The 23921-nt window shown below is 60.8% G+C and carries 23 protein-coding genes; 15 read left to right on the top strand and 8 right to left on the bottom strand.

From position 1 onward, the window contains the following. Positions 1–146: 146 nt before the first annotated feature. The 5 genes from ACMGG9_RS09915 to ACMGG9_RS09895 form a co-directional block, all read right to left on the bottom strand. A complete protein-coding gene (locus ACMGG9_RS09915) occupies positions 147–1430 on the bottom strand; it encodes a serine/threonine protein kinase (RefSeq protein ID WP_033652462.1) in 1284 nt (427 codons plus the stop codon). Between the two features lie 256 nt (positions 1431–1686). Next, positions 1687–3024, bottom strand: a complete 1338-nt coding sequence (locus ACMGG9_RS09910) for a c-type cytochrome (protein ID WP_414162130.1) — start codon at positions 3022–3024, stop codon at positions 1687–1689. Positions 3025–3036: 12 nt separating this feature from the next. Continuing rightward, positions 3037–4818, bottom strand: coding sequence for a GMC family oxidoreductase (locus tag ACMGG9_RS09905; RefSeq protein ID WP_004931432.1), 1782 nt, complete (start codon positions 4816–4818; stop codon positions 3037–3039). 2 nt (positions 4819–4820) lie between these two features. Continuing rightward, positions 4821–5546, bottom strand: coding sequence for a gluconate 2-dehydrogenase subunit 3 family protein (locus tag ACMGG9_RS09900; RefSeq protein WP_033652465.1), 726 nt, complete (start codon positions 5544–5546; stop codon positions 4821–4823). A 304-nt stretch (positions 5547–5850) separates the two neighbouring features. Continuing rightward, on the bottom strand, positions 5851–6516 hold the full coding sequence (locus ACMGG9_RS09895; RefSeq protein WP_004931439.1) for a transglycosylase SLT domain-containing protein: 666 nt from the start codon (positions 6514–6516) through the stop codon (positions 5851–5853). A gap of 109 nt (positions 6517–6625) precedes the next feature. Here ACMGG9_RS09895 and ghoS point away from each other — a divergent pair, with 109 nt between their 5' ends. The 6 genes from ghoS (at position 6626) to ACMGG9_RS09865 (ending at position 11712) form a co-directional block, all read left to right on the top strand. Then, entirely contained in the window at positions 6626–6925 is a 300-nt protein-coding gene (gene ghoS / locus ACMGG9_RS09890) for a type V toxin-antitoxin system endoribonuclease antitoxin GhoS (RefSeq protein ID WP_033642868.1), read from the top strand. A 131-nt stretch (positions 6926–7056) separates the two neighbouring features. Next, a complete protein-coding gene (locus ACMGG9_RS09885; RefSeq protein ID WP_033642867.1) occupies positions 7057–8001 on the top strand; it encodes a metal ABC transporter substrate-binding protein in 945 nt (314 codons plus the stop codon). Continuing rightward, positions 7998–8888: a manganese/iron ABC transporter ATP-binding protein gene (locus tag ACMGG9_RS09880; RefSeq protein ID WP_033642866.1), complete on the top strand. Its 891-nt coding sequence runs from the start codon at positions 7998–8000 to the stop codon at positions 8886–8888. The genes ACMGG9_RS09885 and ACMGG9_RS09880 overlap by 4 nt, the downstream gene beginning before the upstream one ends. Beyond that, positions 8888–9748 (top strand): iron/manganese ABC transporter permease subunit YfeC, encoded by an 861-nt coding sequence (gene yfeC / locus ACMGG9_RS09875; RefSeq protein ID WP_016927980.1) that lies wholly within the window; start codon positions 8888–8890, stop codon positions 9746–9748. The genes ACMGG9_RS09880 and yfeC overlap by 1 nt, the downstream gene beginning before the upstream one ends. Beyond that, positions 9748–10602 carry a metal ABC transporter permease gene (locus ACMGG9_RS09870; protein WP_033642865.1) on the top strand — a complete coding sequence of 285 codons (855 nt, stop codon included), beginning with the start codon at positions 9748–9750 and terminating at the stop codon, positions 10600–10602. Before yfeC ends, ACMGG9_RS09870 begins: the two co-directional genes overlap by 1 nt. Before the next feature lie 240 nt (positions 10603–10842). Then, positions 10843–11712, top strand: coding sequence for a fructosamine kinase family protein (locus tag ACMGG9_RS09865; protein ID WP_033642864.1), 870 nt, complete (start codon positions 10843–10845; stop codon positions 11710–11712). Positions 11713–11747: 35 nt separating this feature from the next. Here the strand turns inward: ACMGG9_RS09865 and ACMGG9_RS09860 are convergent, their stop codons facing one another. Beyond that, positions 11748–12308, bottom strand: a complete 561-nt coding sequence (locus ACMGG9_RS09860; protein WP_025302601.1) for a YniB family protein — start codon at positions 12306–12308, stop codon at positions 11748–11750. Positions 12309–12493: 185 nt separating this feature from the next. Here ACMGG9_RS09860 and ACMGG9_RS09855 point away from each other — a divergent pair, with 185 nt between their 5' ends. From ACMGG9_RS09855 to ACMGG9_RS09840, 4 genes are all read left to right on the top strand, one after another. Continuing rightward, a complete protein-coding gene (locus ACMGG9_RS09855; RefSeq protein WP_046686946.1) occupies positions 12494–13774 on the top strand; it encodes an HdeD family acid-resistance protein in 1281 nt (426 codons plus the stop codon). Between the two features lie 64 nt (positions 13775–13838). Beyond that, entirely contained in the window at positions 13839–14504 is a 666-nt protein-coding gene (hxpB, locus tag ACMGG9_RS09850) for a hexitol phosphatase HxpB (protein WP_047026217.1), read from the top strand. A 421-nt stretch (positions 14505–14925) separates the two neighbouring features. Next, positions 14926–15474, top strand: a complete 549-nt coding sequence (locus ACMGG9_RS09845; RefSeq protein ID WP_033642861.1) for a metal-dependent hydrolase — start codon at positions 14926–14928, stop codon at positions 15472–15474. Between the two features lie 186 nt (positions 15475–15660). After that, positions 15661–17052 (top strand): L-cystine transporter, encoded by a 1392-nt coding sequence (locus ACMGG9_RS09840; RefSeq protein ID WP_033652470.1) that lies wholly within the window; start codon positions 15661–15663, stop codon positions 17050–17052. 63 nt (positions 17053–17115) lie between these two features. On the opposite strand, the gene phnX is transcribed toward ACMGG9_RS09840, so the two are convergent. Together phnX and phnW are read right to left on the bottom strand one after the other, a co-directional pair. After that, complete coding sequence (gene phnX, locus ACMGG9_RS09835; RefSeq protein WP_414162129.1) at positions 17116–17925, bottom strand: phosphonoacetaldehyde hydrolase; 810 nt, start codon at positions 17923–17925, stop codon at positions 17116–17118. A 9-nt stretch (positions 17926–17934) separates the two neighbouring features. Next, positions 17935–19038 carry a 2-aminoethylphosphonate--pyruvate transaminase gene (gene phnW / locus ACMGG9_RS09830; RefSeq protein WP_285160657.1) on the bottom strand — a complete coding sequence of 368 codons (1104 nt, stop codon included), beginning with the start codon at positions 19036–19038 and terminating at the stop codon, positions 17935–17937. Between the two features lie 155 nt (positions 19039–19193). Here phnW and phnR point away from each other — a divergent pair, with 155 nt between their 5' ends. The 5 genes from phnR to ACMGG9_RS09805 all read left to right on the top strand — a co-directional run bounded on the left by phnR (position 19194) and on the right by ACMGG9_RS09805 (position 23903). Further along, positions 19194–19913, top strand: coding sequence for a phosphonate utilization transcriptional regulator PhnR (phnR, locus tag ACMGG9_RS09825; protein ID WP_004931465.1), 720 nt, complete (start codon positions 19194–19196; stop codon positions 19911–19913). A gap of 175 nt (positions 19914–20088) precedes the next feature. After that, on the top strand, positions 20089–21099 hold the full coding sequence (locus tag ACMGG9_RS09820; protein WP_197751923.1) for a 2-aminoethylphosphonate ABC transporter substrate-binding protein: 1011 nt from the start codon (positions 20089–20091) through the stop codon (positions 21097–21099). Between the two features lie 8 nt (positions 21100–21107). Then, positions 21108–22232, top strand: a complete 1125-nt coding sequence (gene phnT, locus ACMGG9_RS09815; protein ID WP_414162270.1) for a 2-aminoethylphosphonate ABC transport system ATP-binding subunit PhnT — start codon at positions 21108–21110, stop codon at positions 22230–22232. Position 22233: 1 nt separating this feature from the next. Continuing rightward, the gene (phnU, locus tag ACMGG9_RS09810) at positions 22234–23097 is read left to right on the top strand and encodes a 2-aminoethylphosphonate ABC transporter permease subunit (protein ID WP_414162128.1); all 864 of its coding nucleotides are present in this window, start codon (positions 22234–22236) and stop codon (positions 23095–23097) included. Positions 23098–23099: 2 nt separating this feature from the next. Next, entirely contained in the window at positions 23100–23903 is an 804-nt protein-coding gene (locus ACMGG9_RS09805) for an ABC transporter permease (protein ID WP_042784335.1), read from the top strand. Positions 23904–23921 lie beyond the last annotated feature (18 nt).

The following is a 23921-nucleotide window of genomic DNA, read 5'->3' as shown; positions in this document are numbered from 1 at the left end:
GACTCCTTAGTCATGAATACATTCAGGAAATACTAATGAGAATGGCTTGCATTATCAAAGATAACGCCCGGCATGCCGGCGATTAATTGCAAAGGGATGTGTAAAGGAAGGATAAGAGGCGCGCCGGAGCCGGCGCGCCCAGGGGATCATATCAGGCCGTAGATCAGCGCCGAGAGCGCGATCAACCCCATCACCAGCACGAAGACGTTGCTCGCCGCGCGATATTGGCGCATGGCCGGCACCGCACGCACGGCGTACATCGGCAGGATGAACAGGATCGCCGCAATCAGCGGGCCGCTGATGGTTTCGATGATATGCAGCGCGCTGGGGTTCCACACCGTCGCCGCCCAGGTGAGCAGGAACAGCGACACCGCCGAAATGCGGTGCGTCATGCGCGAGCTGAGCGGCTTGCCGACCGCGCGCGTGACGCCGTCGATCAGGCTGGTCGCCCCTTCCGTCACCCCCAGCGAGGTGCCGAGATAGGATTTGGCCATCGCCAGCATCGCCATCACCGGGCCAAGGTAGGCGATCAGCGGGTTGGAGAACTTGTTGGCCAGCGTGGTCAGCACCGTGATGTTCTGCTCTTTCGCCTGCAGCATGTCTTCATGAGACAGGCTCAGCACGCAGCTGAACACGAAGAACAGCACGGTAACGCAGATCAGCACATAGCTGTAGCGCATGATGCGCGCGCAGCGGCGTTCCGCCTTGTCGCCGTACAGGCTCTTCTGGGTCGAGGCGAAGGAAGAGATGATCGGCGCATGGCTGAAGGAAAACACCATCACCGGCACGGCCAGCCACAGAGAATGCCACAACCCCGGCGTGTCGAAGCGGGTGGCGGCCAGGCCATGCACGAAGTTGGCGGTATTCCAGCTCGGCATCAGATAGAGCGAAATGCCCATCAGGAACACCAGCAGTGGGAACACCAGCATGCCCATCGCCGCCACGATGCTGTCTTTGCCGCGCAGCAGCACCAGATTGAGCACCACCACCACGGCCAGGCTCAGCCACAGGCGCGGCAGCGGCGCCACGTGAAACTGATGGATCAGGAAGCTGTCCAGCGCGTTGGTGATCGAAATGCTGTACACCAGCACGATCGGGAAGAACGCCATCAGATACAGCACCATGATGATTTTGCCGGCCAGCACGCCGAAGTGTTCCACCACCACATCGTGAATGTTGCCGTCGCGGCTGGAGCCGGAAAGCACGAAGCGGCTGAGCGCGCGGTGCGGCAAATAGGTCAGCGGGAAAGCGAACAGCGCCATCAACAGCAGCACCAGCGGGCCGTTCAGGCCGGCGTTGATCGGCAAGAACAACGTACCTGCGCCCACCGCAGTCGCATAGAGACCGAACATCCAGACGGTGTCGGTTTTGTTCCATTTGGCAGTCTGAGCGGCCGTCAGCGTGCCTGAATCGGGAGAAATCGTACTCATGAGACAGTCTACCTTAATCTGCGGCGACAACGATTGCGCCTAACGGGATATCCTTCTCCGCGAGTTTTTTAATAATAATCAGTGAATTAAAGCGATATTTCATACTTACGCCTGATGAAAGGACGGCAAAGGATAATGAAAAATCCGCTGCGGGTCTATGTTTTATCGGCTGAACGGACGATTTGCGAACACAATCTGCTGAAAAAGCAGGCGGCAGCAGAAAAACTAAGGGCCCCTTGCGGAGCCCTTAAACGGTTTACTTCTTCGCGTCCGGATGGTCCGGCACCTCGGCGCTGCCCATCTCCTTCTCATCGCGGATCATCGAGCGGTCTTTACGCACGTCGGCCACGTCGGAGGCGCTCACCGGTTTGGCGCTGTTGCCCCAGCTGGAGCGGATGAAGTTCACCACGTCCGCCACCTGCTGATCGTTCAAACGCCAGCCAAACGGCGGCATGGTGATGTTGGACACCGCGCCCTGCACCGCCGGCGTGGTGTTGCCGGTCAGCACGATATGGATCAGCGAGGTCGCGTCCTCGGTCTGCACCACCGGATTGCCCTTCAGCGCCGGGAAGGCGCGCTTGTAACCCACGCCGTCGGTGCGGTGGCAGGCCGCGCAGTTATCAACATACAGGGCCGCGCCGGGCTTGCTGTCATTCCCGCGCCACAGATCCTTGGCCACGCTGTCTTCGACCGGCGCCGCCTGCTGCTTGCCGTCTTTCGGCGGCAGCGATTTCAGGTAGCGCGCGATGGCGGTCAGATCGTCGTCGCTCAGGTATTGCAGGCTGTGCTCCACGACGTCGCTCATGCCGCCGAACACGATGGCTTTGTCGTTACGGCCGGTTTTCAGGAACTCGGTCAGCTCGGCTTCGCTCCAGCTGCCCAGGCCGTCCTTGCGGTCGCCGCGCAGGCTGGAAGCCACCCACCCGTCGATCGGCGCGTTGCTCCCGGACAGGTAGTCGTCGCTTTCGCTGTTGCTCAACGCTTTCTCCTGCATGGTGATGCTGCGCGGGGTATGGCAGGCGCCGCAGTGGCCCAGGCCTTCCACCAGGTAGCGACCGCGCTCAATCACCGGATCGGCCTTGGCGTCGGCGACAAAATCCGCCGGCGACGGCGCAAACATGCCGCGCCAGATGCTCAGCGGCCAGCGCATAGACAGCGGCCACGGGATGTCGGAATCCTTGTTGGCCTGCTCCACCGGCTGCACGCCGTGCATGAAATAGGCATACATGGCGCGCATGTCGTCCTCTTTCACCAGCGCGAACGACGGGTACGGCATCGCCGGGTACAGGGTGCTGCCGTTTTTGGCTACGCCCTTACGCACCGCGTTGTCGAAATCCTCGAAGCTGTAATCGCCGATGCCGGTTTTCTTGTCCGGCGTAATGTTGGTCGAGTAGATGGTGCCGATTGGCGTCTCCATCGCCAGGCCGCCGGCGAAGGTCTTGCCGTTCTTGCCATCGGTATGGCAGGCCACGCAGTCACCGGCGCGCGCCAGGTACTCGCCGCGCTTGATCAGCTCGCTGCTGACGGTGGCGTCCTGCGCCCAAACGGAGAAACTCACTGCACTGAGAACCAGTGCCGGTACAAATGTTTTCATCGTTCGCCGTCCTTATGCCTGCACCAATGGGCCTGGGTTTTTCAGATACTGCTCGCGAATGGCGCGGGCAGACCAATAAGCCAGCGCCGCCACGGTGCCGGTCGGGTTGTAGCCCAGCCCTTGCGGGAAGGCCGATGCGCCGATCGAGAACACGTTGTGCACATCCCAGCTCTGCAGATAGCGGTTGACCGCGCTGGTCTTCGGATCTTCCCCCATCACCGCACCGCCGTTCATGTGGGTGGTCTGGTAGCTGGTGGTATCGAAGTGGCTGTTGGCGTTTTTCGGGCTGCCGGCGATCAGTTTCGGGTTCATCGCCTTGGCGATCGGCGCCATCTTGTCGTACATGAACTGCGCCATCTTGATGTCGTTTTCCTGCCAGTCGAACGTCATGCGCAGCAGCGGCTGGCCGAACACGTTCTTGTAGTTGGGATCGAGATCCAGATAGTTGTTGCGGTACGACTGGTGCGCGCCGTGGGCATCCATCGAGACGTGGTGGGTGTAGGCATCCGCCACCGCCGCTTTCCACTTGCTGCCCCAGGCCGGGGTGCCCGGCGGGGTCGGCAGGCCGGAGATCGGCTTGGTCCCCGCCTGGTTGACCCAGAACGGCGAACCGCCGACGAAACCTTCTTTGGCGTGATCGAAGTTGTCGGCGTTGAAGTCATCCACGCCCACGCCGTTGCCGCCGGCGCCGATGAACGGGTTGGTGAAGACGTCTTTATCAAAGAACGCCTTGATGGTGGTCATGTTCTGGTAGGCAAAGTTGCGCCCGACCACGCCTTCGCCGGTCACCGGATCGTAAGGCTTGCCGATGCCGGACAGCAGCATCAGGTGCACGTTGTGGAACTGGAACGCGCCCAGGATCACAAGGTCGGCCGGCTGTTCAATCTCACGGCCCTGCGCATCGACGTAGTTCACGCCGGTGGCGCGGGACTTGTCGTCGGTCAGGTTGACCTTCAGCACGTTGGCGTTGGTGCGCAGCTCGAAGCGTTTCTCCATGCGCAGCGCCGGCAAGATGTTGACGTTCGGCGAGGCTTTGGAATACATGTAGCAGGCGTAGCCGCTGCAGAAACCGCAGAAGTTGCATGGGCCCATCTGCGCGCCGTACGGGTTGGTGTAAGAGTCCGAGGTGTTGGCGGACGGCAGGTTGTAAGGGTGGTAACCCACCTCCAGCGCCGCTTTCTCGAACAGCTGGGCGGAGTAGGTGTTTTTCTGCGCCGGCAGCGGGAAGTCGTCGGAGCGATCCGGCGCAAAGCGGTTACCGCCCTTCTGCGCTACTTTCTGCCCTTTGATGGTCCAGGCGGTGCCGGAGGTGCCGAACACTTTCTCCGCTTTGTCGAAGAACGGTTCCAGCTCGTCGTAGGTCACGCCGAAGTCCTGGATGGTCATGTCCTTCGGAATGAAGTTTTTGCCGTAGCGTTCTTCATAATGGCTGCGCATGCGCAGTTCGATCGGATCGACGCGGAAATGCACGCCCGACCAGTGCAGACCGGCGCCGCCGACGCCGGTGCCCGGCAGGAACGCCGCCAGCTGGCGGTAAGGCACCGCGGTCTGGCTGCTGTTGTGGCGAATGGTGACGGTGCTTTTCGACAGATCCTGGAACAGCTTGCGTCGAATGTTATAGGTCAGCTCGTCGATCACCTGCGGATAAGACCCGTCCGGGTAGGTGTCGCGCATCGGGCCGCGCTCCAGCGCCACCACGTTGAGGCCGGCCTCGGTCAGCTCTTTGGCCATGATCGCGCCCACCCAGCCGAAGCCGACGATCACCGCGTCTACTTTTTTCATTACCGTTGCCATGGTTAGCCCCTCTCCCCACGAATCGAGACCGGCGGGAAGGGATAACGCTCCCCTCGCTCAACCCAGTCCATAAAATCGGCGCGCGCGCCCGGAAAATTAATCAGCTTCCAGCCAACCATGTCTTTGTTGCCGCCATGGATCGGATCGCTGAAGAAACCTTCACGGGTGTTTTGCAGCAGATAGGAGAAGAACAGTTTCGACGGCAGTTGCTGGAACTCCGCCTCGCCGGACTCAAACTTTTGCAGCAGGGCGTCTTGCTGCGCGCCATCCAGTTCGGCGAAAGGCTTGCCGGCGGTTTTCTTGCTGTAGGCGTCGGCGTCTGCGATGCCGAGGTTGTAGATTTGCTTGGGCACCAGCGGCAGCTGGTAGCCCATTTCCTTCGGCACATCGGGGTTGAACGGCCCCTGCATGTACCAGATGGAACCGGTGGCGTACGGCGTGTTCATCTGGCGATCGATAAACTCCGGCACGCCGGCTTCCAGCGCGCCAGGGCCGCGTTCGTCGGCCGGGATCAGGCGCGCGACGGCGGCCTTGATGAAGGCCCACTCTTCCGGGGTGAAAAAGGTCGGTTGGTAATCGTTCTGCGTTGAAGTGTTCGAGGCAGCGACCGCTGGTGCTGGGGCCGTCAGCGCGCCAACGCCGCTGCCACCAATTACCGCCGCAGGAATTAAGGTCATCGATTTCAACAAGAAATCGCGCCGCGAATTGTTGGTTTTATGATTCGACATGTCACATTCCATCCAAAGATAGTCACAACTATTTAACCGCAACCTTGCGATCGATACGGGTTTTTAAAATAATTTGTTACTTATTTGTCTATTTATTGAAGGTCAGAATGCGAGCAAAAGCAAAAATGTTACCGGTAACTTATTGAATGAACGTAAAGATTTATCTGCTAACGTAAATTTAACTTTTTGTGCGGTTTTTCTGATAAGCGATGAGGAAATAACGAAAAATGAGAGGCGGGTCGCGCTAAAAACTGACGCCGAAAACAAAATCGGCCGCGTTCGGCGGCCGATTCAAAGGATGGGATTACTGCGACATCGCCTGATAAGCGGTGGTCACTTTCCATAAATAGCGCGGCGCCTGCGGTGCCGGGTGCTTTTTCTGGATGTGCTGATAAAACTCATCCGGACTCATCTGATTGATGCGATTAACCGCCACGCGCTTGTCCGAGGAGAAAGTGCGCAACATGGCGCCCGCCCCGTTCACATACGAAACGATGGTGGCGTAACGCAAAGTCTGTGGGTTGTTGATCCCGGCTAGCTGCTGGCTTTGAAGAATATTGATATAGGCCGTTCCCAGATCAATATTGACCGCCGGATCCTTCAGCTCACGCGAGCTGGGTTGCCCGCTTCGTCCTTTCATGCGATAGGCGTCGCGGCCGGCGGTAGAAGCCTTCAGCTGCATCAATCCCACTGCGTTCGAGGTGCTGACCACGTTCGGGTTAAACCCGGACTCCACCTGAATAATCGCTTTAATCAGCGTTTCGTCGACGCCGTAGTTGCTGGCGGCCTGACGAATGTAATCGTTATAAGCAACCGGGGTGCCTGTGCGGTTTACCGGTGCCTGCGGAGGGGGTTTTAACCAACCGCCGCGCGTTGTGCCACTGCCTGAAATATTGCTCGCCGTTTGCGGGTCTTTGGCGCACCCCGACAAAAGCAAAATTGCCGTAAGGCAACCTATTTTTGTTTTCACAGAATCCCTCACTCCTTTCAATGAGTTGCGTAGCATATACAACTTGTAAGGACACCTGCAGTAATTTTTTGGACTAATCTCAAGCTATCCATATACCAAGAGGTGATTTATGAGTCAATCTGCAACAAGCTGCTTTGTGGTGACTTTTCGCTATCAGGAAGCGGGACTGACCGACCTGGCCAAGCTGACCGGGCAATTGACCCGTGAAGGTTTTGTCACGTCGGTGACAGACGAAAATGGCGTTCATCATGAGCTCGGCAGCAACAGTTTTGCGTTCATAACCGTTCTGGATCAAGAGGATGTGCAGCGACTGGCGCAGGGGTTCGGGCAGTTGGCGTTGGGAAAACAGCCGGAGGTGGCGATCTGCACCTGTAAGGACTACCTTCAGCGGTTACATACTGATACATAAAATGTTATAACTCCCCGGACGGTATTATTTTTCAGTTGGAGAAATAGCCCCGCCGGCGGTGGGCAAGTGACGCTTGACTTCGCTTCAATTGATATTGATAATCATTTTCATTTGAACCAGGAGACGTCATCATGCCATTGATAACTTGCGCTTTTCGTCGCAGTCGCCCTCCCCGCGCTGCCGCACTGTTACGCCCCTTCACGCTCGCCTGTTTGCTGCTCGGCGCCGCTCTGGTCAGCCAACCCGCGCTGGCGGAAAAAAAGCTGCGCGTGGTGACCACTTTCACCATCATTCAGGATATCGCCCAGAACGTGGCGGGTGACGCCGCCGTCGTGGAATCCATCACCAAACCGGGCGCCGAGATCCACGATTACCAGCCCACCCCGCGCGATATCGTCAAAGCGCAGCACGCCGACCTGATCCTGTGGAACGGCATGAACCTGGAACGCTGGTTCCAGCGATTCTTCGAGAACATCAAGCAGGTGCCGGCGGCGGTCGTGACCGAAGGCATCACCCCGCTGCCAATCCGTGAAGGGCCCTATAACGGTAACCCGAACCCGCATGCCTGGATGTCACCGAGCAACGCGCTGGTATATATCGAAAACATCCGTAAAGCGCTGGTGGCGCACGATCCGGCCAATGCGGAAACCTACAACCGCAACGCCAAGGCCTACGCAGAGAAAATCGGCGCGCTGGACGCCCCGCTGCGCGAACGCCTGGCGCGCATTCCGGCCGCGCAGCGTTGGCTGGTGACCAGTGAAGGCGCCTTCAGCTACCTGGCGCAGGACTATCAGCTGAAAGAAGTCTATCTGTGGCCGATCAACGCCGATGAGCAAGGCTCGCCGCAACAGGTCCGCCGGGTGATCGACGCGGTGCGCGCCCACCATATTCCGGTGGTGTTCAGCGAGAGCACCATTTCCGACAAGCCGGCCAGGCAGGTGGCGAAAGAGACCGGCGCCAAATACGGCGGCGTGTTGTACGTGGACTCGCTGTCCACCCGCGATGGCCCGGTGCCGACCTATATCGATCTGCTTAACACCACCGTGCAAACCATCGCCAAAGGATTCGATCAATGACCCATGAGCTGTTTGTCCGCCCTGAATTGAGCGTGGACGACGTCACCGTGACCTACAACAACGGGCACACCGCCATTCATAACGCCAGTTTTACCCTGAGCGGCGGTTCTATCTGCGCGCTGGTGGGCGTTAACGGCAGCGGTAAATCGACGCTGTTCAAAAGCATCATGGGGCTGGTCAAGCCCACCAGCGGCCGGGTGTCGCTGAGCGACAAACCGGTGGCGGACGCGCTGAAAAAGAACCTGATCGCCTACGTGCCGCAAACCGAAGACGTCGACTGGAACTTCCCGGTGCTGGTGGAAGACGTGGTGATGATGGGCCGCTACGGCAAGATGAATTTCCTGCGCATTCCGTCGCGCGAGGATCGCTTGCGGGTCGACAAGGCGCTGGAGCGCGTCGGCCTCAGCGAGCTGCGCGGCCGGCAGATCGGCGAACTCTCCGGCGGTCAGAAAAAGCGCGTGTTTCTGGCGCGCGCCCTGGCGCAACAGGGCACGGTGCTGCTGCTGGATGAACCTTTCACCGGCGTGGATGTGAAAACCGAGAATGCCATTATCGATCTGTTGCGCTCGCTGCGCGACGAGGGGCATCTGATCCTGGTTTCCACCCATAACCTCGGCAGCGTGCCGGAGTTCTGCGATCGAGTGATCCTCATCAACCGCACGGTGTTGGCCGCCGGCCCGACCGAAACCACCTTCACCCAGAGCAATCTGGAGCTGGCGTTCGGCGGCGTGCTGCGCCATATCAACCTCTCCGGCCCGGATCTGCACGACGACAACGATCCGCGCACCGTCACGGTGTTGACCGACGATGAACGCCCGGCGGTGTTCTATGGCCACACCAAGAGCGATCCGCCTGCCAACAGTCAGGCCAGGGAGAAACAATCCTGATGCTGGACCTTCTGCTGCAACCTTTCAGTTATAACTACATGGTGAAGGCCATCTGGGTCAGCGCCATCGTCGGCGCCGCCTGCGCGTTTCTGTCCGCCTACCTGATGCTGAAAGGGTGGTCGCTGATGGGCGATGCGCTGTCGCACTCGGTGGTGCCCGGCGTGGCCGGCGCCTATGCCCTCGGCCTGCCCTACGCCGCCGGCGCCTTCTTCACCGGCATGCTGGCGGCGCTGGCGATGACGCTGGTGCGCCACATCACCCGGCTGCGCGAAGACGCCATCATCGGCTTTATCTTCTCCACTTTCTTTGCCGTCGGCCTGCTGATCGTGTCGCTCAACCCCACCTCGGTCAACGTACAGTCGATCATCTTCGGCAATATCCTCGGCATCGCCGACGAAGACGTGCTGCAGGTGGAAATCATCATCGGCGTTTCGCTGCTGATCCTGTGCCTGGTGTGGAAAGATCTGCTGGCGGTGTTCTTTGACGAAAGCCACGCGGTGTCGATCGGCCTGTCGCCGCTGAAGCTGAAGATCCTGTTCTTCACCCTGCTCAGCGCCTGCACCGTCGCCGCACTGCAAACCGTCGGCGCCATTTTGGTGATCGCCATGGTGATCACGCCGGGCGCCACCGCCTATCTGCTGACCGACCGCTTCAGCCGGCTGGTGATCATCGCCATCATCATCGGCGCATTGACCAGCGGCATCGGCGCCTACCTGAGTTTCTTCCTCGACGGCGCCACCGGCGGGGTGATCGTCACCCTGCAAACGCTGGTGTTCCTGGCGGCGTTCTGCTTCGCGCCGAAACACGGCCTGCTGGCGGCAAAACGTCGCGTAGCACAGTCACCAACCGGAGGCCGCTGATGGACACGCTCTACCAACTGCTCAGCGAACCCTTCGCCTACCCGTTCATGCAGCGGGCGATCGTCGCCGCCATCGTCACCGGCGTGGTATGCGCCGTGCTCTCCTGCTATCTGGTGCTCAAGGGCTGGTCGCTGATGGGCGACGCCATCTCGCACGCCGTCTTGCCCGGCATCGTAGTGGCGTTCGTCATCGGCATTCCGCTGGCGATCGGCGCCTTCCTCTCCGGCATCTTCTGCGCGGTGGCCACCGGCTACCTGAAAGAGAACAGCCGGGTGAAAGAAGACACGGTGATGGGCATCGTTTTCTCCGGCATGTTCGCCTTCGGCCTGGTGCTGTTCTCGCGCATCGACACCGACCAGCACCTGAGCCACATTCTGTTCGGCAACATGCTGGGCATCACCGACGGCGAGCTGAAGCAAACCCTGCTGATCGCCGGCTTCACCCTGGCGGTGGTGTTGCTTAAACGCAAAGACTTCATGCTCTACTGTTTCGATCCGCACCATGCGCGGGTGATTGGCCTGCCGGTCAAGCTGCTGCACTACGGGCTGCTGTGTCTGCTGGCGATGACCATCGTCGCCTCGCTGCAGGCTGTGGGGGTGATCCTGGTGATCGCCATGCTGATCGCCCCCGGCATCATCGCCTTTATGCTGTGCCGCCGCTTCGATCGCATGCTGATGGTGGCGACGGTGGTGTCGGTGTTCTCTTGCGTGCTCGGCACGCTGATCAGTTTCCACATCGACGGCGCAACCGGGCCCTGCATCGTCATTGTACAGGCCGTGCTGTTCGTTATCGCCTTACTGTACGGTAAACTGCGTCCGTTACAGCGTAACCAAACCGCCCTGGGCGACAGTTAAACGCCCTCCTCTGATGCGGCGGCGCTCTCCGCCGCATCCTGTTTCCTCTGCCCCCTTATCCGTTGTCATCAAGTTGCAACCGGTATTGCGCTTAAATTAATCAATAGGGTATATACTGTGAGCTGGCGGGATGCTGAAAAAATCGCCGCCTTTGACGCCGGCTGTGCGCCGCGTCGTGTTTTCACCACGGGAAAGACGCTAACCTAATGAATTATCAGGCAGCACAGAGGGGGAAATACCATGTGGCAAGCCGTTAGCCGTCTGTTAAGTGAACATCTTGGCAGCGCAGAGATACGCGAAAGGATTGAACTGCCCGGGGGCGACATTCACCCGGCGTGGCGCGTGAGTTACGGTGACAACGAGGTGTTCGTGAAATGCGACGCCCGTGAACAACTGCCGATATTCACCGCCGAGGCCGATCAGCTGGCGCTGCTGGCGCGCAGCAAAAGCGTGCGGGTGCCGGAAGTGTACGGCGTCGGCAGCGATCGCGACTACAGCTTCCTGCTGCTGGAGTATCAGCAGTTGAAACCCCTCGACGCCCATGGCGCCTACTGCCTGGGGCAACAACTGGCGCATCTGCACCAGTGGAGCGAGCAACCGCAGTTCGGTCTCGACTTCGACAGCGATCTGACCACCACCCCGCAACCCAACGCCTGGCAACGCCGCTGGTCGGAATTCTTCGCCGAGCAGCGCATCGGCTGGCAGCTGCAGCTGGCGGCGGAAAAAGGCATGACCTTCGGCGACATCGACGACATCGTCGATCGGGTGTATCTGCGCTTGCAGCACCACCAGCCGCAGCCTTCCCTGCTGCACGGCAACCTGTGGCCGGGCAACTGCGCGATGACCGCCAACGGGCCGATACTGTTCGATCCGGCCAGCTACTGGGGCGACAGAGAGTGCGATTTGGCGATGCTGCCGCTGTATCCGGAGCTGCCGCCGCAGATCTACGACGGCTATCAGAGCGTGTGGCCGCTGGGGGCCGGATTTATCGAACGCCAGCCGCTGTATCAGCTGTACTACCTGCTCAACCGCAGCAATCTGTTCGGCGGCCAGCATTTGGTGGCTGCCCAACGCGCGGTGGAGGCGCTGTTGCAGCCCGAAGCGTCATAACGTTCCGGGGCGCCGAGCGGCGCCCCGTTCATGGTTCAGGCCGCGCCGGCCAACTGCCCCAACAGGCGGATCACGAACCAGGCGATCACCGCAATCACGATCGGCAGGATGTACAGCGGGAAGTACTGCAGGAAGATGGTGTGGTGCGGCAGCGTAATGCGCTCCTCAAGCTGTTGGCGCGTGTGCCCTTCGCTGCCCTTGGCCTGCTCCAGGATCATCTGGTCTTCCAACCCTTCGCGGATGAACTTGACCTGACGCGACATGCGCGCGCCGGAAGCCTGCAGCGCCAGCCCGACGAAGATCAGAATATAGATGATGATGAACATCAGATTGGCGCCGCTGAACAGGCTTTTATCCACGTCGGGCACCGGTGAGTTGTACCAGAAAAGGTTCAGGAACGGCGTGTTGAAACGCACCATGTCCACCATCACGTGGACGAAATCCAGCATCACCGCGTTGATGCCCTTGGTTTTTTCACTGTGCTGATAGATAAAACCCAGCACGGAAATCAGCGTCGACAGCAACGCCGGGATAAAAACCACCCATCCGAGAATGCGTTTCAAAATGGCGAGACGCCCGGCCTGTTGATACGTCATGTGTTCCCCTTGTTAGCGACGTAACCGAATCGGCTAAGTCTACCTGCTGTTGGCGAAACTCGCCCACCGTTTTCTTCACTCCCGCTGTGCTACAAGCTTAGCCGAATTAGTCGAAATCAAAAACTTAACCGCGCCGGCACACTATCATTGAAGAGATAACGTTATCCATTCGGGCAGAGGCCTCCATGATTCGACTGATTATCTTATTGCTGGGCGCGCAGGCGCTGCACGGTCAGCGCCGTCTGCTGGTGCTGTTCGGTTGGCTGTGGATAGCCGCAGGGGCGCTGATGCTGTTCGACATCCTGCAGGATGGCCGGTCGGTGCTGGCGCTGGATGCCCTGGCGGTCATCCTGGCGCTGGAGGGGTTGGTGGCGGTATCCGCCGCGCTGGTGATCGGCTCTTCGGCCAGCAGGCCGGTGCTGCTGAAAGGATTGGGTTTTGTCTTTATGGCCTTTTTAATGCTGGACGTGCCCGCAGACGATAACATCGTCGCCACCGTGGTGTTTGGCAGCGCGCTGCTGCTTGACGGCGCCGTGCGCATCGCCTCCTCCACGGTGATTCAACACAGTCGATGGAAAGGCGTGGCGCTGGCGGGCAGCGGCGAGATCCTGCTTTCGTTGATGATTTTTGTCGGCTGGCCGGCGCCGCATCGGATGACGGTGCCCTTTTGCCTCGGCGTGATGATGGTGCTTTCCGGCTGGGCCTTATTGCGTATCGCCCGGAGACTGACAAGCTTCTCTCTGAATCAGCACCCCGCGCGGCAGCCACCGCACCCGGAGGATGAGACTGCGCCGCTCACGGTGTATGTCTGGACACCGATTGGTGCGGCTAAAGATCCGCGCCGGCGTTACATCGTCGACCGATACATCGCGGCGGTTGACGGCGGCGGCAATATCTCCACCGGTCACGCCGCCCTGGCGCTCGCGCCGGATGTGTATATCAGTCACTACCCGCTCAACGACATCAGCCATTCCGTTCAGGATTTCCGCCAGTTGTTGCATGCCGGCGAACAGAACAACGTCGACGGGCGTTTCCTGCCCGACCTGGCGGGCGAGATCGCCGCCTGGTGCCCCCCGGACAAGAAAATTCAATTCTACCGCTATAACCCGGCGGCGCTGCGCGCATTCTGGCTGCGTTATCGGCAGGACGCCACCTACAATCTGACCCGGCGCAACTGCTCCACCACGGTCATCGGCGCGCTCGACAGCGCGTTGGAAGGCGTGCTGGGCGATAAACATCTGTGGCGCCGCTTTCTGTTGCTGGTGCTCGATCCCAACCTGTGGATGCTGGCGGTACTGCGCAGCCGCGGCGAAAGCATGACCTGGACGCCGGGTTTGGTGCTGGACTACGCACGCATGTTGCAACAGGTCACCGAGCGTCAACACCAGCGCTGGTGGCTAAAATTGCGCGAGGTGTGGAATATCCTGCGTTTTGGCAAAAGCCAAACGCGCAGGCAAAGGTTTTAGTCTCGTCACCGGCGATGATAAAGTGTCGGGCACATTCACCCGCGCCGGCAGGAGTTAACCGTTAATGGCTTATTCGCAACGCATTGAAACCGCAATTTTTGATATGGACGGCTTGTTGATCGACTCGGAACCGCTGTGGCTGCAGGCTGAGTTGGATATCTTCGGCGCGCTGGGTTTGGATCTGTCCGACCGTCACAAGCTGCCGGACACGCTGGGGCTGCGCATCGATCTGGTGGTGAAGATGTGGTATCAGGCGATGCCGTGGCAAGGGGTTTCGCTTGATGAGGTGTCGGCGCGGATTATCGAGCGCGCCATCGAGCTGGTGCACGAGACGCGCCCGCTGCTGCCGGGCGTTCAGCAGGCGCTGGAGCTGTGCCGCAGCCAGGGGCTGAACATCGGTCTCGCCTCCGCCTCGCCGCTGCACATGCAACGGCAAGTGCTGAAGATGTTCGAGCTTGAGGATTACTTCGATCAGCTGGTTTCCGCCGAAGACCTGCCGTACAGCAAGCCGCACCCGGAGGTCTACCTGATCGCCGCCGAACGCCTGGGCAGCGATCCGCTGCGCTGCATCACGCTGGAAGACTCGTTTAACGGCATGATCGCCACCAAGGCCGCACGCATGCGTTCCATCGTGATCCCGGCAGCCGAATACCGTCACGATCCTCGCTGGGCGCTGGCGGACCACAAGCTGGACACCCTGGAACAGCTCACCCCCGCCCACTTTGCCTGACCTGCGGCGCCGGCCATCGGCGCCCTGGGTTTGCCGCTCTGCGTCATAAAAGGGATCCGCACCGCAAAACAAACGAAACACCGTTTCATTTTATTGAATTGGCATGACGTTCTCATTATGCTGCATGGCAGGGAAAGCGACGGCCCGCGGCGCGTTGTCACTGCCACGCAGCGCGGTTCAAGGCCGCCGCTTCCTCCCGCCACACGCTGAGCAACCGTCTTTTTTCTCACCGCCATACGCCCCCCATCGCCCGCTTTTTGTTCTCGCCCGTCAAAATCGATGCTTTGTTACCCATTGCCGTAACAAGCCGTTGTAAAACAGGGAAAAATAAACAATTGGTTACAGGGTAACTGCTTCCACTACTGGGAATTTTCCCATATACTGGATAAATTAACAGTTTACCAGTCGGAATCGCAACAGCATGACCGCGGAAGGACACCTTATATTCTCTGTCGCTTGCGCGATCTTCGCCAAGAAGGCGGAAGTGACGCCAGAGCTGGCTACCGGCGACTGGTGGCACATCATACCCGCCGCGCTGCTGACCTCACTGCTGCCGGACATCGATCACCCCAAGTCGGTGCTGGGCCAGCGTCTGCGCTGGATCGCCATTCCCATCGCCCGCGCCTTCGGCCACCGCGGTTTCACCCACAGCCTGCTGGCGATCGCCGGCGGCATGGCGCTGTTTCAGCTTGATGTGCCGCGCAGTTGGCCGATCCCGGCCGACGCGCTGCACGCCATGATCATCGGTTACTTCAGCCATCTGCTGGCCGACATGCTCACGCCCGCCGGTGTGCCGCTGCTGTGGCCGTGCCGCTGGCGTTTTCGCCTGCCGCTGCTCAACTCACAAAAAGGCAATCAGTTGGAGCGCGTGCTGTGCCTCTGCCTGGTGGCGTTTGCCATCTGCTGGCAAGGTGATTTCACCCTCCCGGTGCAATCCTACGTAGAGCAAATCAGAAATATTAGACTCTGATCACAAAAAATCGCTCAACCCATCACCAGTCCGTATATAAAACGAACAAAATCACACGAAAAGCTATATTAAATTCCATTTGGATATAAGTGGGCCCCTCGGCAAACTGTTACGATATTTACATCGCGACACACCTAATGGTGCGTAGTCGTTTTTATATAAGAAAGATTATTGGAGATATTGGGGATGAATCTTCCGCTCGTGATTAACGTGCTGGTGTTTGTCGCGCTCCTTTTGCTGCTGGCGCAAACCCGCCACAAGCAATGGAGCCTGGCGAAAAAAGTGCTGGTCGGCCTGGTGGTCGGCGTGGTGTTCGGTCTGGGGCTGCAGCTGGTGTACGGCGCCGACAACCCGGTACTGAAAGAATCCATCAGTTGGTTCAACATCGTCGGCAACGGCTATGTGCAACTGCTGCAAATGATCGTCATGCCGCTGGTCTTCGCCTCTATCCTGAGCGCGGTCGCCAAATTGCATAACGCCTCTTCGCTGGGCAAAATCAGCGTTCTGACTATCGGCACATTGCTGTTCACCACGCTGATCTCGGCGTTGGTGGGCGTGCTGGTCACCAACCTGTTCGGCCTGACCGCCGAAGGCCTGGTGCAGGGGGCGCAGGAAAGCGCGCGCCTGACGGCGATCCAGACCAACTACGTAGGCAAACTGGCCGATCTGACCGTGCCTCAGATGGTGCTGTCGTTCATCCCGAAAAACCCGTTCGCCGATCTGACCGGCGCCAGCCCGACCTCGATCATCAGCGTGGTGATTTTCGCCACCTTCCTCGGCGTGGCGGCGCTGCAGCTGCTGAAAGACGACAAGCCGAAAGGCGAGCGCGTGCTGGTGGCTATCGATACCCTGCAGGCCTGGGTGATGAAGCTGGTGCGTCTGGTCATGAAGCTGACGCCGTACGGCGTGCTGGCGCTGATGACCAAAGTGGTCGCCGGTTCCAACATTCACGACATCGTCAAGCTCGGCAGCTTCGTGGTGGCCTCCTACATCGGTCTCGCCATCATGTTCGTGGTACACGCCATCCTGCTGGCCTTCACCGGCGTGAACCCGCTGAAGTTCTTCCGCAAGGTGTGGCCGGTAATCACCTTCGCCTTCACCAGCCGCTCGAGCGCCGCCAGCATTCCATTGAACGTGGAAGCGCAGACTCGCCGCCTGGGCGTGCCGGAATCCATCGCCAGCTTCTCGGCGTCGTTCGGTGCCACCATCGGCCAGAACGGCTGTGCGGGCCTCTACCCGGCGATGCTGGCGGTGATGGTTGCGCCGACCGTCGGCATCAACCCGCTGGATCCGGTATGGATCGCCACCCTGGTCGGCATCGTCACCCTCAGCTCCGCCGGTGTGGCGGGCGTGGGCGGCGGCGCCACCTTCGCCGCGCTGATCGTGCTGCCGGCGATGGGCCTGCCGGTGACGCTGGTCGCGCTGCTGATCTCGGTTGAACCGCTGATCGACATGGGCCGTACCGCGCTGAACGTCAACGGTTCCATGGCGGCGGGCACCATCACCAGCCAACTGATGAAACAAACCGACAAAGCCGTGATGGACAGCGAAGACGAAGTCGAATTGGCTCACCGTTAACGCCTTCCGCGAACGAAAAAACCGGGGATGATCCCCGGTTTTTTTATGCCCTGCGTTCGGTCGTTACGGCCGCTCGCCGTTCGCCAGCCGCCGGTTGATATCGGCGATCACACCCGGCAATTGCGCCAGCGTATCTATCACATAGTGCGCGCCCGCCGCGTACAACTTATCGGCGGCGGCCGTGCGGCGGCGCTCGATCTCCCCTTGTGGCATTTGGCGATACTCCTGCCAGGTCGCGCCAAACTCGTTGCCGGACAGCGCCAGCCCGACGCTCCACATCCCGGCGTTCAGCCCTTCGGCAATGCCCGGCACCGCGTCATCCACCTTCACGCAATGCGTCACCGCATCGATGCCCAGCGCAATCACGTTTTGCAACGCCATCCACGGCCCCGGTCGCCCGCCGGCCGCGAGATCGTCGGTGGCGACCCAGTAATCCGGCGCGTAGCCGCGCTGCGCCGCGGCAGGCGCCAGCACCGCCATCACCGCGCGCGGATAACCGGAGCAGGAGCCGATTTTGATGCCCTGTTCACGCAGAGCGGTAATCACCTGCGGCACGCTCTCGATGGGATCGGCGAAGTCGACCACTTTGGCGATTTGCAGCGGCATAAACGCTTGATACAGCGCGTCGATATCCTGGTGACTCATCGAGCGGCCCAGCTTCTGCCGCCAGCGCGCGTCAACCGCCGGCAACTTGCCCAGCGCCTCGATGTGTTGCCATTTGCCAAGCCCCATCGGAATGCGCGCTTCCGCCAGGCTGATGTCGATATCGAAAGTGCGTTTGAACGCCTCGACGAAAATCTGCGTCGGCGCAAAGGAGCCGAAGTCCACCGTGGTGCCGGCCCAGTCGAGGATCACTGCCTTGATCTGTTTCATGGTCAATCCTTATTGATTCCAGTACATCGCCTGCCCGACGGCCGCCAGCAAGCGTTCGATATCCTGCGGATAAATTTCGCCGATGTTGCCGATGCGGAAGCAGTCGCTCTGCGACACTTTGCCGGGATAAATCACGAAGCCCTGCTGCTTCAGGCGCTGATAAAACTCGGCGAAGCGGTAAGTGTCGGCCTTCGGCGAATAGAACGCCGTGATGATCGGCGAATGCAGCGCATCGTCCAGCAGGGTCTCAAAGCCCAGTTCACGCATGCCCGCCACCAACCGACGCTGATTGGCGTGATAGCGGTCGTGACGCGCGGCAATGCCGCCCTCTTGTTCCAGCTCTTTCAGCGCCTGCGCGAAGGCCAGCACGGTGTGAGTGGGCGACGTAAAGCGCCATTTGCCGGCCTGGTCTTCCATACAGCGCCACTGGGCATACAAATCCAGCGACAGCGAGCGCGAACGGCCGGCGCATTTCTCCAGTTCGCTGCGGCGGGCGATGACGAAAGCAAAGCCCGGCACGCCCTGAATGCATTTGTTGGCGGAGCTGATCAGAAAATCGATGCCCAGCGCGTCCACATCCAGCGGGATGCCGCCGAAGCTGCTCATCGCATCGACGATAAAGGTCTTGCCGTTGCGCGCCGCCAGACCGGCGACCTTCTGCAGCGGGTTGAGCATGCCGGTGGTGGTTTCGCAGTGCACCATGGCGATATGGCTGATGCGCGCATCGCTTTTCAGCACCGCCTCCATCGCCGCCACGTCCGGTTCGTTCACCTCGCCGCAGTCGAAAGCGTGGTGGTCGATATCCATCAGCCGCGCCATTTCGATCATCCGCGCCCCGTAGGCACCGTTGTTGACGATCAGCAGCTTGTCGTGCGGGCCGATGACCGTGCCCAGCACGCCCTCTACCGCAAAGCTGCCGCTGCCCTGCAACAGCACCGAGGTATAGCCGGCGGACGGCGTCGCCAGCGCCACCAACCGTTGGCGAATGCGCTGCACTACGCCGAGGTTGTAATCTTCATCCCAGGTGCAGCTGTCGAACAGCATCGCCTCTTTTACCGTTTTCGACGTGGTCAACGGGCCGGGGGTCAACAGCAGGTAGTTACGATCGGACATGTCATTCACCTATTTGGTCTATACCAGATTGCAGGCATTGTGGCGGCAAATTCCTTCCCCGGTCAAACGACAAAGCGCGGTGAAACAAAAAATTCATCTGGCTATGTATAATAAGCGCGTGCCGGAATGTCGGGCCGATGCCATAGCGAGATGAAATGAAAGAACATCAGGGCGATATGCCCCATTACCTGCAGATCAAGGATCAGCTTCAGGCGCGCATCACCCGCGGCGCGCTGCAGGCGGGCGACAAGCTGCCTTCGGAGCGCGAGCTGTGCGCCATCTTCTCCACCACCCGCGTTACCATTCGCGAGAGCCTGGCGCAGCTGGAGGCCACCGGCGCCATCTACCGCGCCGATCGCCGCGGCTGGTTCGTCACGCCGGAACGTCTGTGGTTGGATCCGACGCAGAACACCAACTTCCACCGCCTCTGCCAGGAGCAGGGCCGCACGCCGCGCACCGCGCTGCTCTCCGGCGAAAAAACCACGGTGCCGCTCGACGTGATGCAGCCGCTGGCGCTCGAGCCGTTCGATCAGGTGTATCTGCTGCGCCGCGTGCGCTATGCCGACGGCCGCGCCATCTGCTATTGCGAGAACCACTGTCTGCCGCAGCGGGTACCGGAACTGCTGAGCCACGATCTCAACGGCAGCTTGACCGAGGTTTATCAGCAACATTACGATTTGATTTACAGCAACATGCACCTGTCGTTCTACCCGACCGCCCTGCCTTACCGCGCCGCCAACGCGCTCGGCGCCATGGTCGGCCTCCCCGCCTTATTGCTGCGCCGCTTGAATTACGATCAGCACGGCCGCATTCTCGATTTCGATATCGAATACTGGCGCCACGACAGCCTGCGCATCGAGGTCGATACGCTTTAATCCCCTGAATGACGGGGCTGCGCCTGCCGCTCCGCCTTTCTCTCCCACGCCTAATCCCCGTTGCCGGCAACTCTATTTTGCCGCTTTCATTTGTTTGTCATATTCGTCGATTAGCTTGGCCGCATATCTGGTGTATACCAGTTTCGCATTAACCCGCAACCGTGAGGCTGAAGCTATGAAACTTTCTCGTCTGGTCGTGATGACCGCCATCGCACTCGGCTCCGCGCCGGCCTGGGCCGCCGATGCAGTGGTGACCGTCTACTCCGCCGATGGTCTGCACGACGGCGATCACAGCTGGTATCAAACCCAGTTCGACGCCTTCACCCAAGCGACCGGCGTCAAGGTGCAGTACGTCGAAGGCGGTTCCGGCGCCATCGTGGAGCGCCTGTCGAAGGAGCGCAGCAACCCGCAGGCCGACGTGTTGGTGACGCTGCCGCCGTTCATTCAACGCGCCGCCGCGGAAAAACTGCTGCAGGATTTCACCCCGCAGGATGCGGCGCAGATCGTCGGCGCCCAGCCGCAGTTCGTGCCGCTGGTGAACAACTACCTGAGCTTCATCTATAACGCCAAACTGTTGCCGCAGGCGCCCGCGAGCTACCAACAGCTGCTGGACGCGCAGTTCCGCAACAAACTGCAGTACTCCACGCCGGGCCAGGCGGGTGACGGCACCGCGGTGATGCTGCAGGCGTTTCACAGCTTCGGCGGCAAAGACGCCGGTTTCGACTACCTCGGCAAGCTGCAAAGCAACAACGTCGGCCCTTCCGCCTCCACCGGCAAGCTGACCGCGCTGGTCAATAAAGGGGAGCTGCTGGTGGCCAACGGCGATCTGCAGATGAACCTGGCGCAGATGCGCAGCAACCCGAACGTGAAGGTGTTCTGGCCGGCCGGGCCGGACGGCAAGCGCAGCACGCTGGTGCTGCCTTACTACATCGGCCTGGTGCAAGGCGCGCCGCAAAGCGCCAACGGCAAAAAGCTGATCGATTTCCTGCTGAGCAAAGAGGCGCAGAGCAGCGTCAGCGCCATTTCCTACGGCATGCCGGTGCGTAAAGACGTGACCCCGACCGACGATAACTTCAGGCAGTCGCAGGCTGCGCTGCAGGGCGTGGATATCTGGGCGCCGGACTGGAATCAGGTGGTGAGCAGCCTGTCCGCCGACATTTCCCGCTGGCACAAGGTGACAGAATGACGCTGACCATGCCTTCTCTTCTCGCTTCCCGCGCTGAGGCGCGGGATAACAGCCGGGACATCGCCGGGCCGTCGGGCATTCAGCTCGACCGCGTCAGCGTGTCGTACCGCGGCACCGAAGTGCTGAAACCCCTGACGCTCACCATCGCGCCCGGCGAAGTGCTGGCGCTGATCGGCCCCTCCGGCTCGGGCAAAACCACCGTACTGCGAGCGATTGCCGGTTTCGTGCAGCCGTCCGCCGGACGCATCGCCATCGGCGATATCGATGTCACCGACGTGCCGCCCTATGAACGCGACCTGGGCATGGTGGTGCAGAACTATGCGCTGTTTCCGCATATGCGCGTCGAAGACAATGTGGCGTTCGGCCTGCGCGCCCAGGGCAAGCCGCGCGGCCTGACCGCCGAGCGCGTCGAAGAAGCGTTGGCCATCGTCGGCATGTCCGCCTACGCCAGGCGCTATCCCAGCCAGCTTTCCGGCGGCCAGCAACAGCGGGTGGCGATCGCCCGCGCCATTGCGGTGCGCCCCAAAGTGCTGTTGCTGGATGAACCGCTGTCGGCGCTGGACGCGCAAATCCGCCACAGCATGGTGGAAGAGATCGCCCGCCTGCACCGCGAGCTGCCGGATCTGACCATCCTGTACGTCACCCACGATCAGGGCGAAGCGCTGACGCTGGCGGACAAGATCGGCATCATGCGCGACGGCCACCTGATCGCCCACGGCGAAACCCGCGCGTTGTACCACCATCCGACGAACCGCTTCGCCGCCGAGTTTCTCGGCCGCGCCAACCTGCTGCCGGCCACCGCGCTGGAGACCACCACCGGGCAAGGCATGACCACCGTCAGCTGCGCCGGCAAAGTGATCGGCTGTTTCACCTACGGCGCACAACGCGGCTTCGACAAGCTGCTGTGCATCCGGCCGCAGCATATTGCGCTCGATGCCGACGCTCAGCGCAGCAACTGCCTTATCGGCACGCTGCGCGATATTCATTGGCAGGGTGAACTGACGCACCTGCAGTTCGACGCGCAAGGCCACCCGCTGCGCGTGGTCACCACCCATCGCAGCCGGATGCCGCAGATCGGCGAACGGGTGCCGCTCTATTTCGCCCCCGACGATGCGGTACTGATCGAGGACTGACATGAACGACTCTACGCTTACTCGCCCGGCCCAGCGGCTGCGTTTGCCGCGCCGCCTGTGGATCCTGTTGCCGCTGCTGGCGCTGGCGACGCTGTTTTTCTACCCGCTGGCGTTGATCGTCAAACAGGCATTTACCGACGACCAAGGGCTGTTCAGCGTCACCGCGCTGCAGCAGGCGTTTGAATCACGCCGCTTTGTCGGCGCCCTTCTCAACACGCTGCAGATCGCGCTGCTGGCGACGCTGGGCTGCCTGGTGCTCGGCACCCTGCTGTCGCTGTTGCTGGTGTTCACGCCGTTCCCCGGCAGCCGTCTGATCGCCCGGGTGATCGATACCTTTATCGCCATGCCGACCTTCCTCATCACGCTGGCCTTCACGTTCATCTACGGTTCCGCCGGCCTGCTGAACGGCACGCTGATGGCGACCTTTGGTTTCACCCTGCCGCCGGTGGATTTTCTTTACTCCATCTGGGGGGTGATCCTGGCGGAAATCACCGTGTTTACCCCGCTGGTGATGCGCCCGCTGATGGCGGCGCTGTCGCAGATCGACCGCAGCCAGCTCGAGGCCGCCAGCATCCTCGGCGCCCGGCCGGGACGGGTGGTGCGCCAGGTGATTTTACCGGCCGCGCTGCCGGCCTTGCTGGCCGGCGGCAGCCTGTGTTTGTTGTTGACCACCAATGAGTTCGGCATCGTGCTGTTTATCGGCGCCAAGGGCGTCACCACGCTGCCGATGATGGTCTACGCCAAAGCGATTTTGGAATCGGACTACGCCGTCGCCTGCGCGATCGCCGTCGTGAATATCGCGCTGTCGCTCGGGCTGTTCTCCCTTTACCGCTACGCCGCGGCGCGCGCCGGGCTGAGGAACTGACGATGTTGATTTGGTCTCGCACCGGACGCACCCTGACCTGCACACTGGCGGTCACGCTGTTCGCCCTGTTCTTCTGCCTGCCGCTGGCGGTGATCCTGATGTCCAGCCTCAGTGAACAGTGGAGCGGCGTGCTGCCGAGCGGCTTCACCCTCAGCCACTTCCGCCAGGCGTTCAGCGGCGCCTCCTGGGACGCGCTGATCGCCAGTCTGGCTATCGGTTTCAGCGCCAGCCTGTTCGCGTTGTTGTGCGGCACCTGGGCGGCGTTGGCGCTGCGCCACGTGCCTGAACGCGGCCGACGGCTGCTGGGCACGCTGTTTTTCATTCCCAGCGCGGTGCCTTCGGTCTCTATCGGTTTGGGGATGCTGGTGGCGTTCAGCCAGGGGCCGCTGCAGATGAACGGCACCTTCCTGATCGTGCCCGCCGCCCACTTCGTGCTGATTTCCGCCTTTACCTTCGGCAACGTCATGGCCGGGCTGACCCGGCTGCCTGACGACTACGAGAACGTCGCCGCCAGCCTGGGCGCTTCGCCGCTGTTTCGCCTGCGCCACGTCACCCTGCCGATGATCGCCCCCTACATGATCTCCGCCTTCGCGCTCAGCCTGTCGCTGTCGATGGGGGAGCTGGGCGCGACCATGATGATCTACCCGCCGAGCTGGGCAACGCTGCCGGTCACGATCTTCAGCCTGACCGATCGCGGCAGCATCGCCAATGGCGCAACGCTGACCATGATCCTGGTGGCGGCCACGCTGTTGCTGATGTTGGTGCTGGAGCGGATTTCTCAGCGGCTGACGCCCGGCGCGAAATAACAGCAAGGCGCCGTCATG

The sequence above is a fragment of the Serratia sp. BNK-10 genome, from assembly GCF_047456065.1.
In the GTDB taxonomy this organism is placed as follows: Bacteria; Pseudomonadota; Gammaproteobacteria; order Enterobacterales; family Enterobacteriaceae; genus Serratia; species Serratia ureilytica.
This window is presented reverse-complemented; position numbering and strand designations above follow the sequence as displayed.

Excerpts from the sequence above, each read along its gene's own strand:
- ACMGG9_RS09915 (WP_033652462.1), bottom strand. The coding sequence starts at position 1,430 with ATGAGTACGATTTCTCCCGATTCAGGCACGCTGACGGCCGCTCAGACT.
- ACMGG9_RS09910 (WP_414162130.1), bottom strand. The coding sequence starts at position 3,024 with ATGAAAACATTTGTACCGGCACTGGTTCTCAGTGCAGTGAGTTTCTCC.
- ACMGG9_RS09905 (WP_004931432.1), bottom strand. The coding sequence starts at position 4,818 with ATGGCAACGGTAATGAAAAAAGTAGACGCGGTGATCGTCGGCTTCGGC.
- ACMGG9_RS09900 (WP_033652465.1), bottom strand. The coding sequence starts at position 5,546 with ATGTCGAATCATAAAACCAACAATTCGCGGCGCGATTTCTTGTTGAAA.
- ghoS (WP_033642868.1), top strand. The coding sequence starts at position 6,626 with ATGAGTCAATCTGCAACAAGCTGCTTTGTGGTGACTTTTCGCTATCAG.
- ACMGG9_RS09885 (WP_033642867.1), top strand. The coding sequence starts at position 7,057 with ATGCCATTGATAACTTGCGCTTTTCGTCGCAGTCGCCCTCCCCGCGCT.
- ACMGG9_RS09880 (WP_033642866.1), top strand. The coding sequence starts at position 7,998 with ATGACCCATGAGCTGTTTGTCCGCCCTGAATTGAGCGTGGACGACGTC.
- yfeC (WP_016927980.1), top strand. The coding sequence starts at position 8,888 with ATGCTGGACCTTCTGCTGCAACCTTTCAGTTATAACTACATGGTGAAG.
- ACMGG9_RS09870 (WP_033642865.1), top strand. The coding sequence starts at position 9,748 with ATGGACACGCTCTACCAACTGCTCAGCGAACCCTTCGCCTACCCGTTC.
- ACMGG9_RS09865 (WP_033642864.1), top strand. The coding sequence starts at position 10,843 with ATGTGGCAAGCCGTTAGCCGTCTGTTAAGTGAACATCTTGGCAGCGCA.
- ACMGG9_RS09860 (WP_025302601.1), bottom strand. The coding sequence starts at position 12,308 with ATGACGTATCAACAGGCCGGGCGTCTCGCCATTTTGAAACGCATTCTC.
- ACMGG9_RS09855 (WP_046686946.1), top strand. The coding sequence starts at position 12,494 with ATGATTCGACTGATTATCTTATTGCTGGGCGCGCAGGCGCTGCACGGT.
- hxpB (WP_047026217.1), top strand. The coding sequence starts at position 13,839 with ATGGCTTATTCGCAACGCATTGAAACCGCAATTTTTGATATGGACGGC.
- ACMGG9_RS09845 (WP_033642861.1), top strand. The coding sequence starts at position 14,926 with ATGACCGCGGAAGGACACCTTATATTCTCTGTCGCTTGCGCGATCTTC.
- ACMGG9_RS09840 (WP_033652470.1), top strand. The coding sequence starts at position 15,661 with ATGAATCTTCCGCTCGTGATTAACGTGCTGGTGTTTGTCGCGCTCCTT.
- phnX (WP_414162129.1), bottom strand. The coding sequence starts at position 17,925 with ATGAAACAGATCAAGGCAGTGATCCTCGACTGGGCCGGCACCACGGTG.
- phnW (WP_285160657.1), bottom strand. The coding sequence starts at position 19,038 with ATGTCCGATCGTAACTACCTGCTGTTGACCCCCGGCCCGTTGACCACG.
- phnR (WP_004931465.1), top strand. The coding sequence starts at position 19,194 with ATGAAAGAACATCAGGGCGATATGCCCCATTACCTGCAGATCAAGGAT.
- ACMGG9_RS09820 (WP_197751923.1), top strand. The coding sequence starts at position 20,089 with ATGAAACTTTCTCGTCTGGTCGTGATGACCGCCATCGCACTCGGCTCC.
- phnT (WP_414162270.1), top strand. The coding sequence starts at position 21,108 with ATGCCTTCTCTTCTCGCTTCCCGCGCTGAGGCGCGGGATAACAGCCGG.
- phnU (WP_414162128.1), top strand. The coding sequence starts at position 22,234 with ATGAACGACTCTACGCTTACTCGCCCGGCCCAGCGGCTGCGTTTGCCG.
- ACMGG9_RS09805 (WP_042784335.1), top strand. The coding sequence starts at position 23,100 with ATGTTGATTTGGTCTCGCACCGGACGCACCCTGACCTGCACACTGGCG.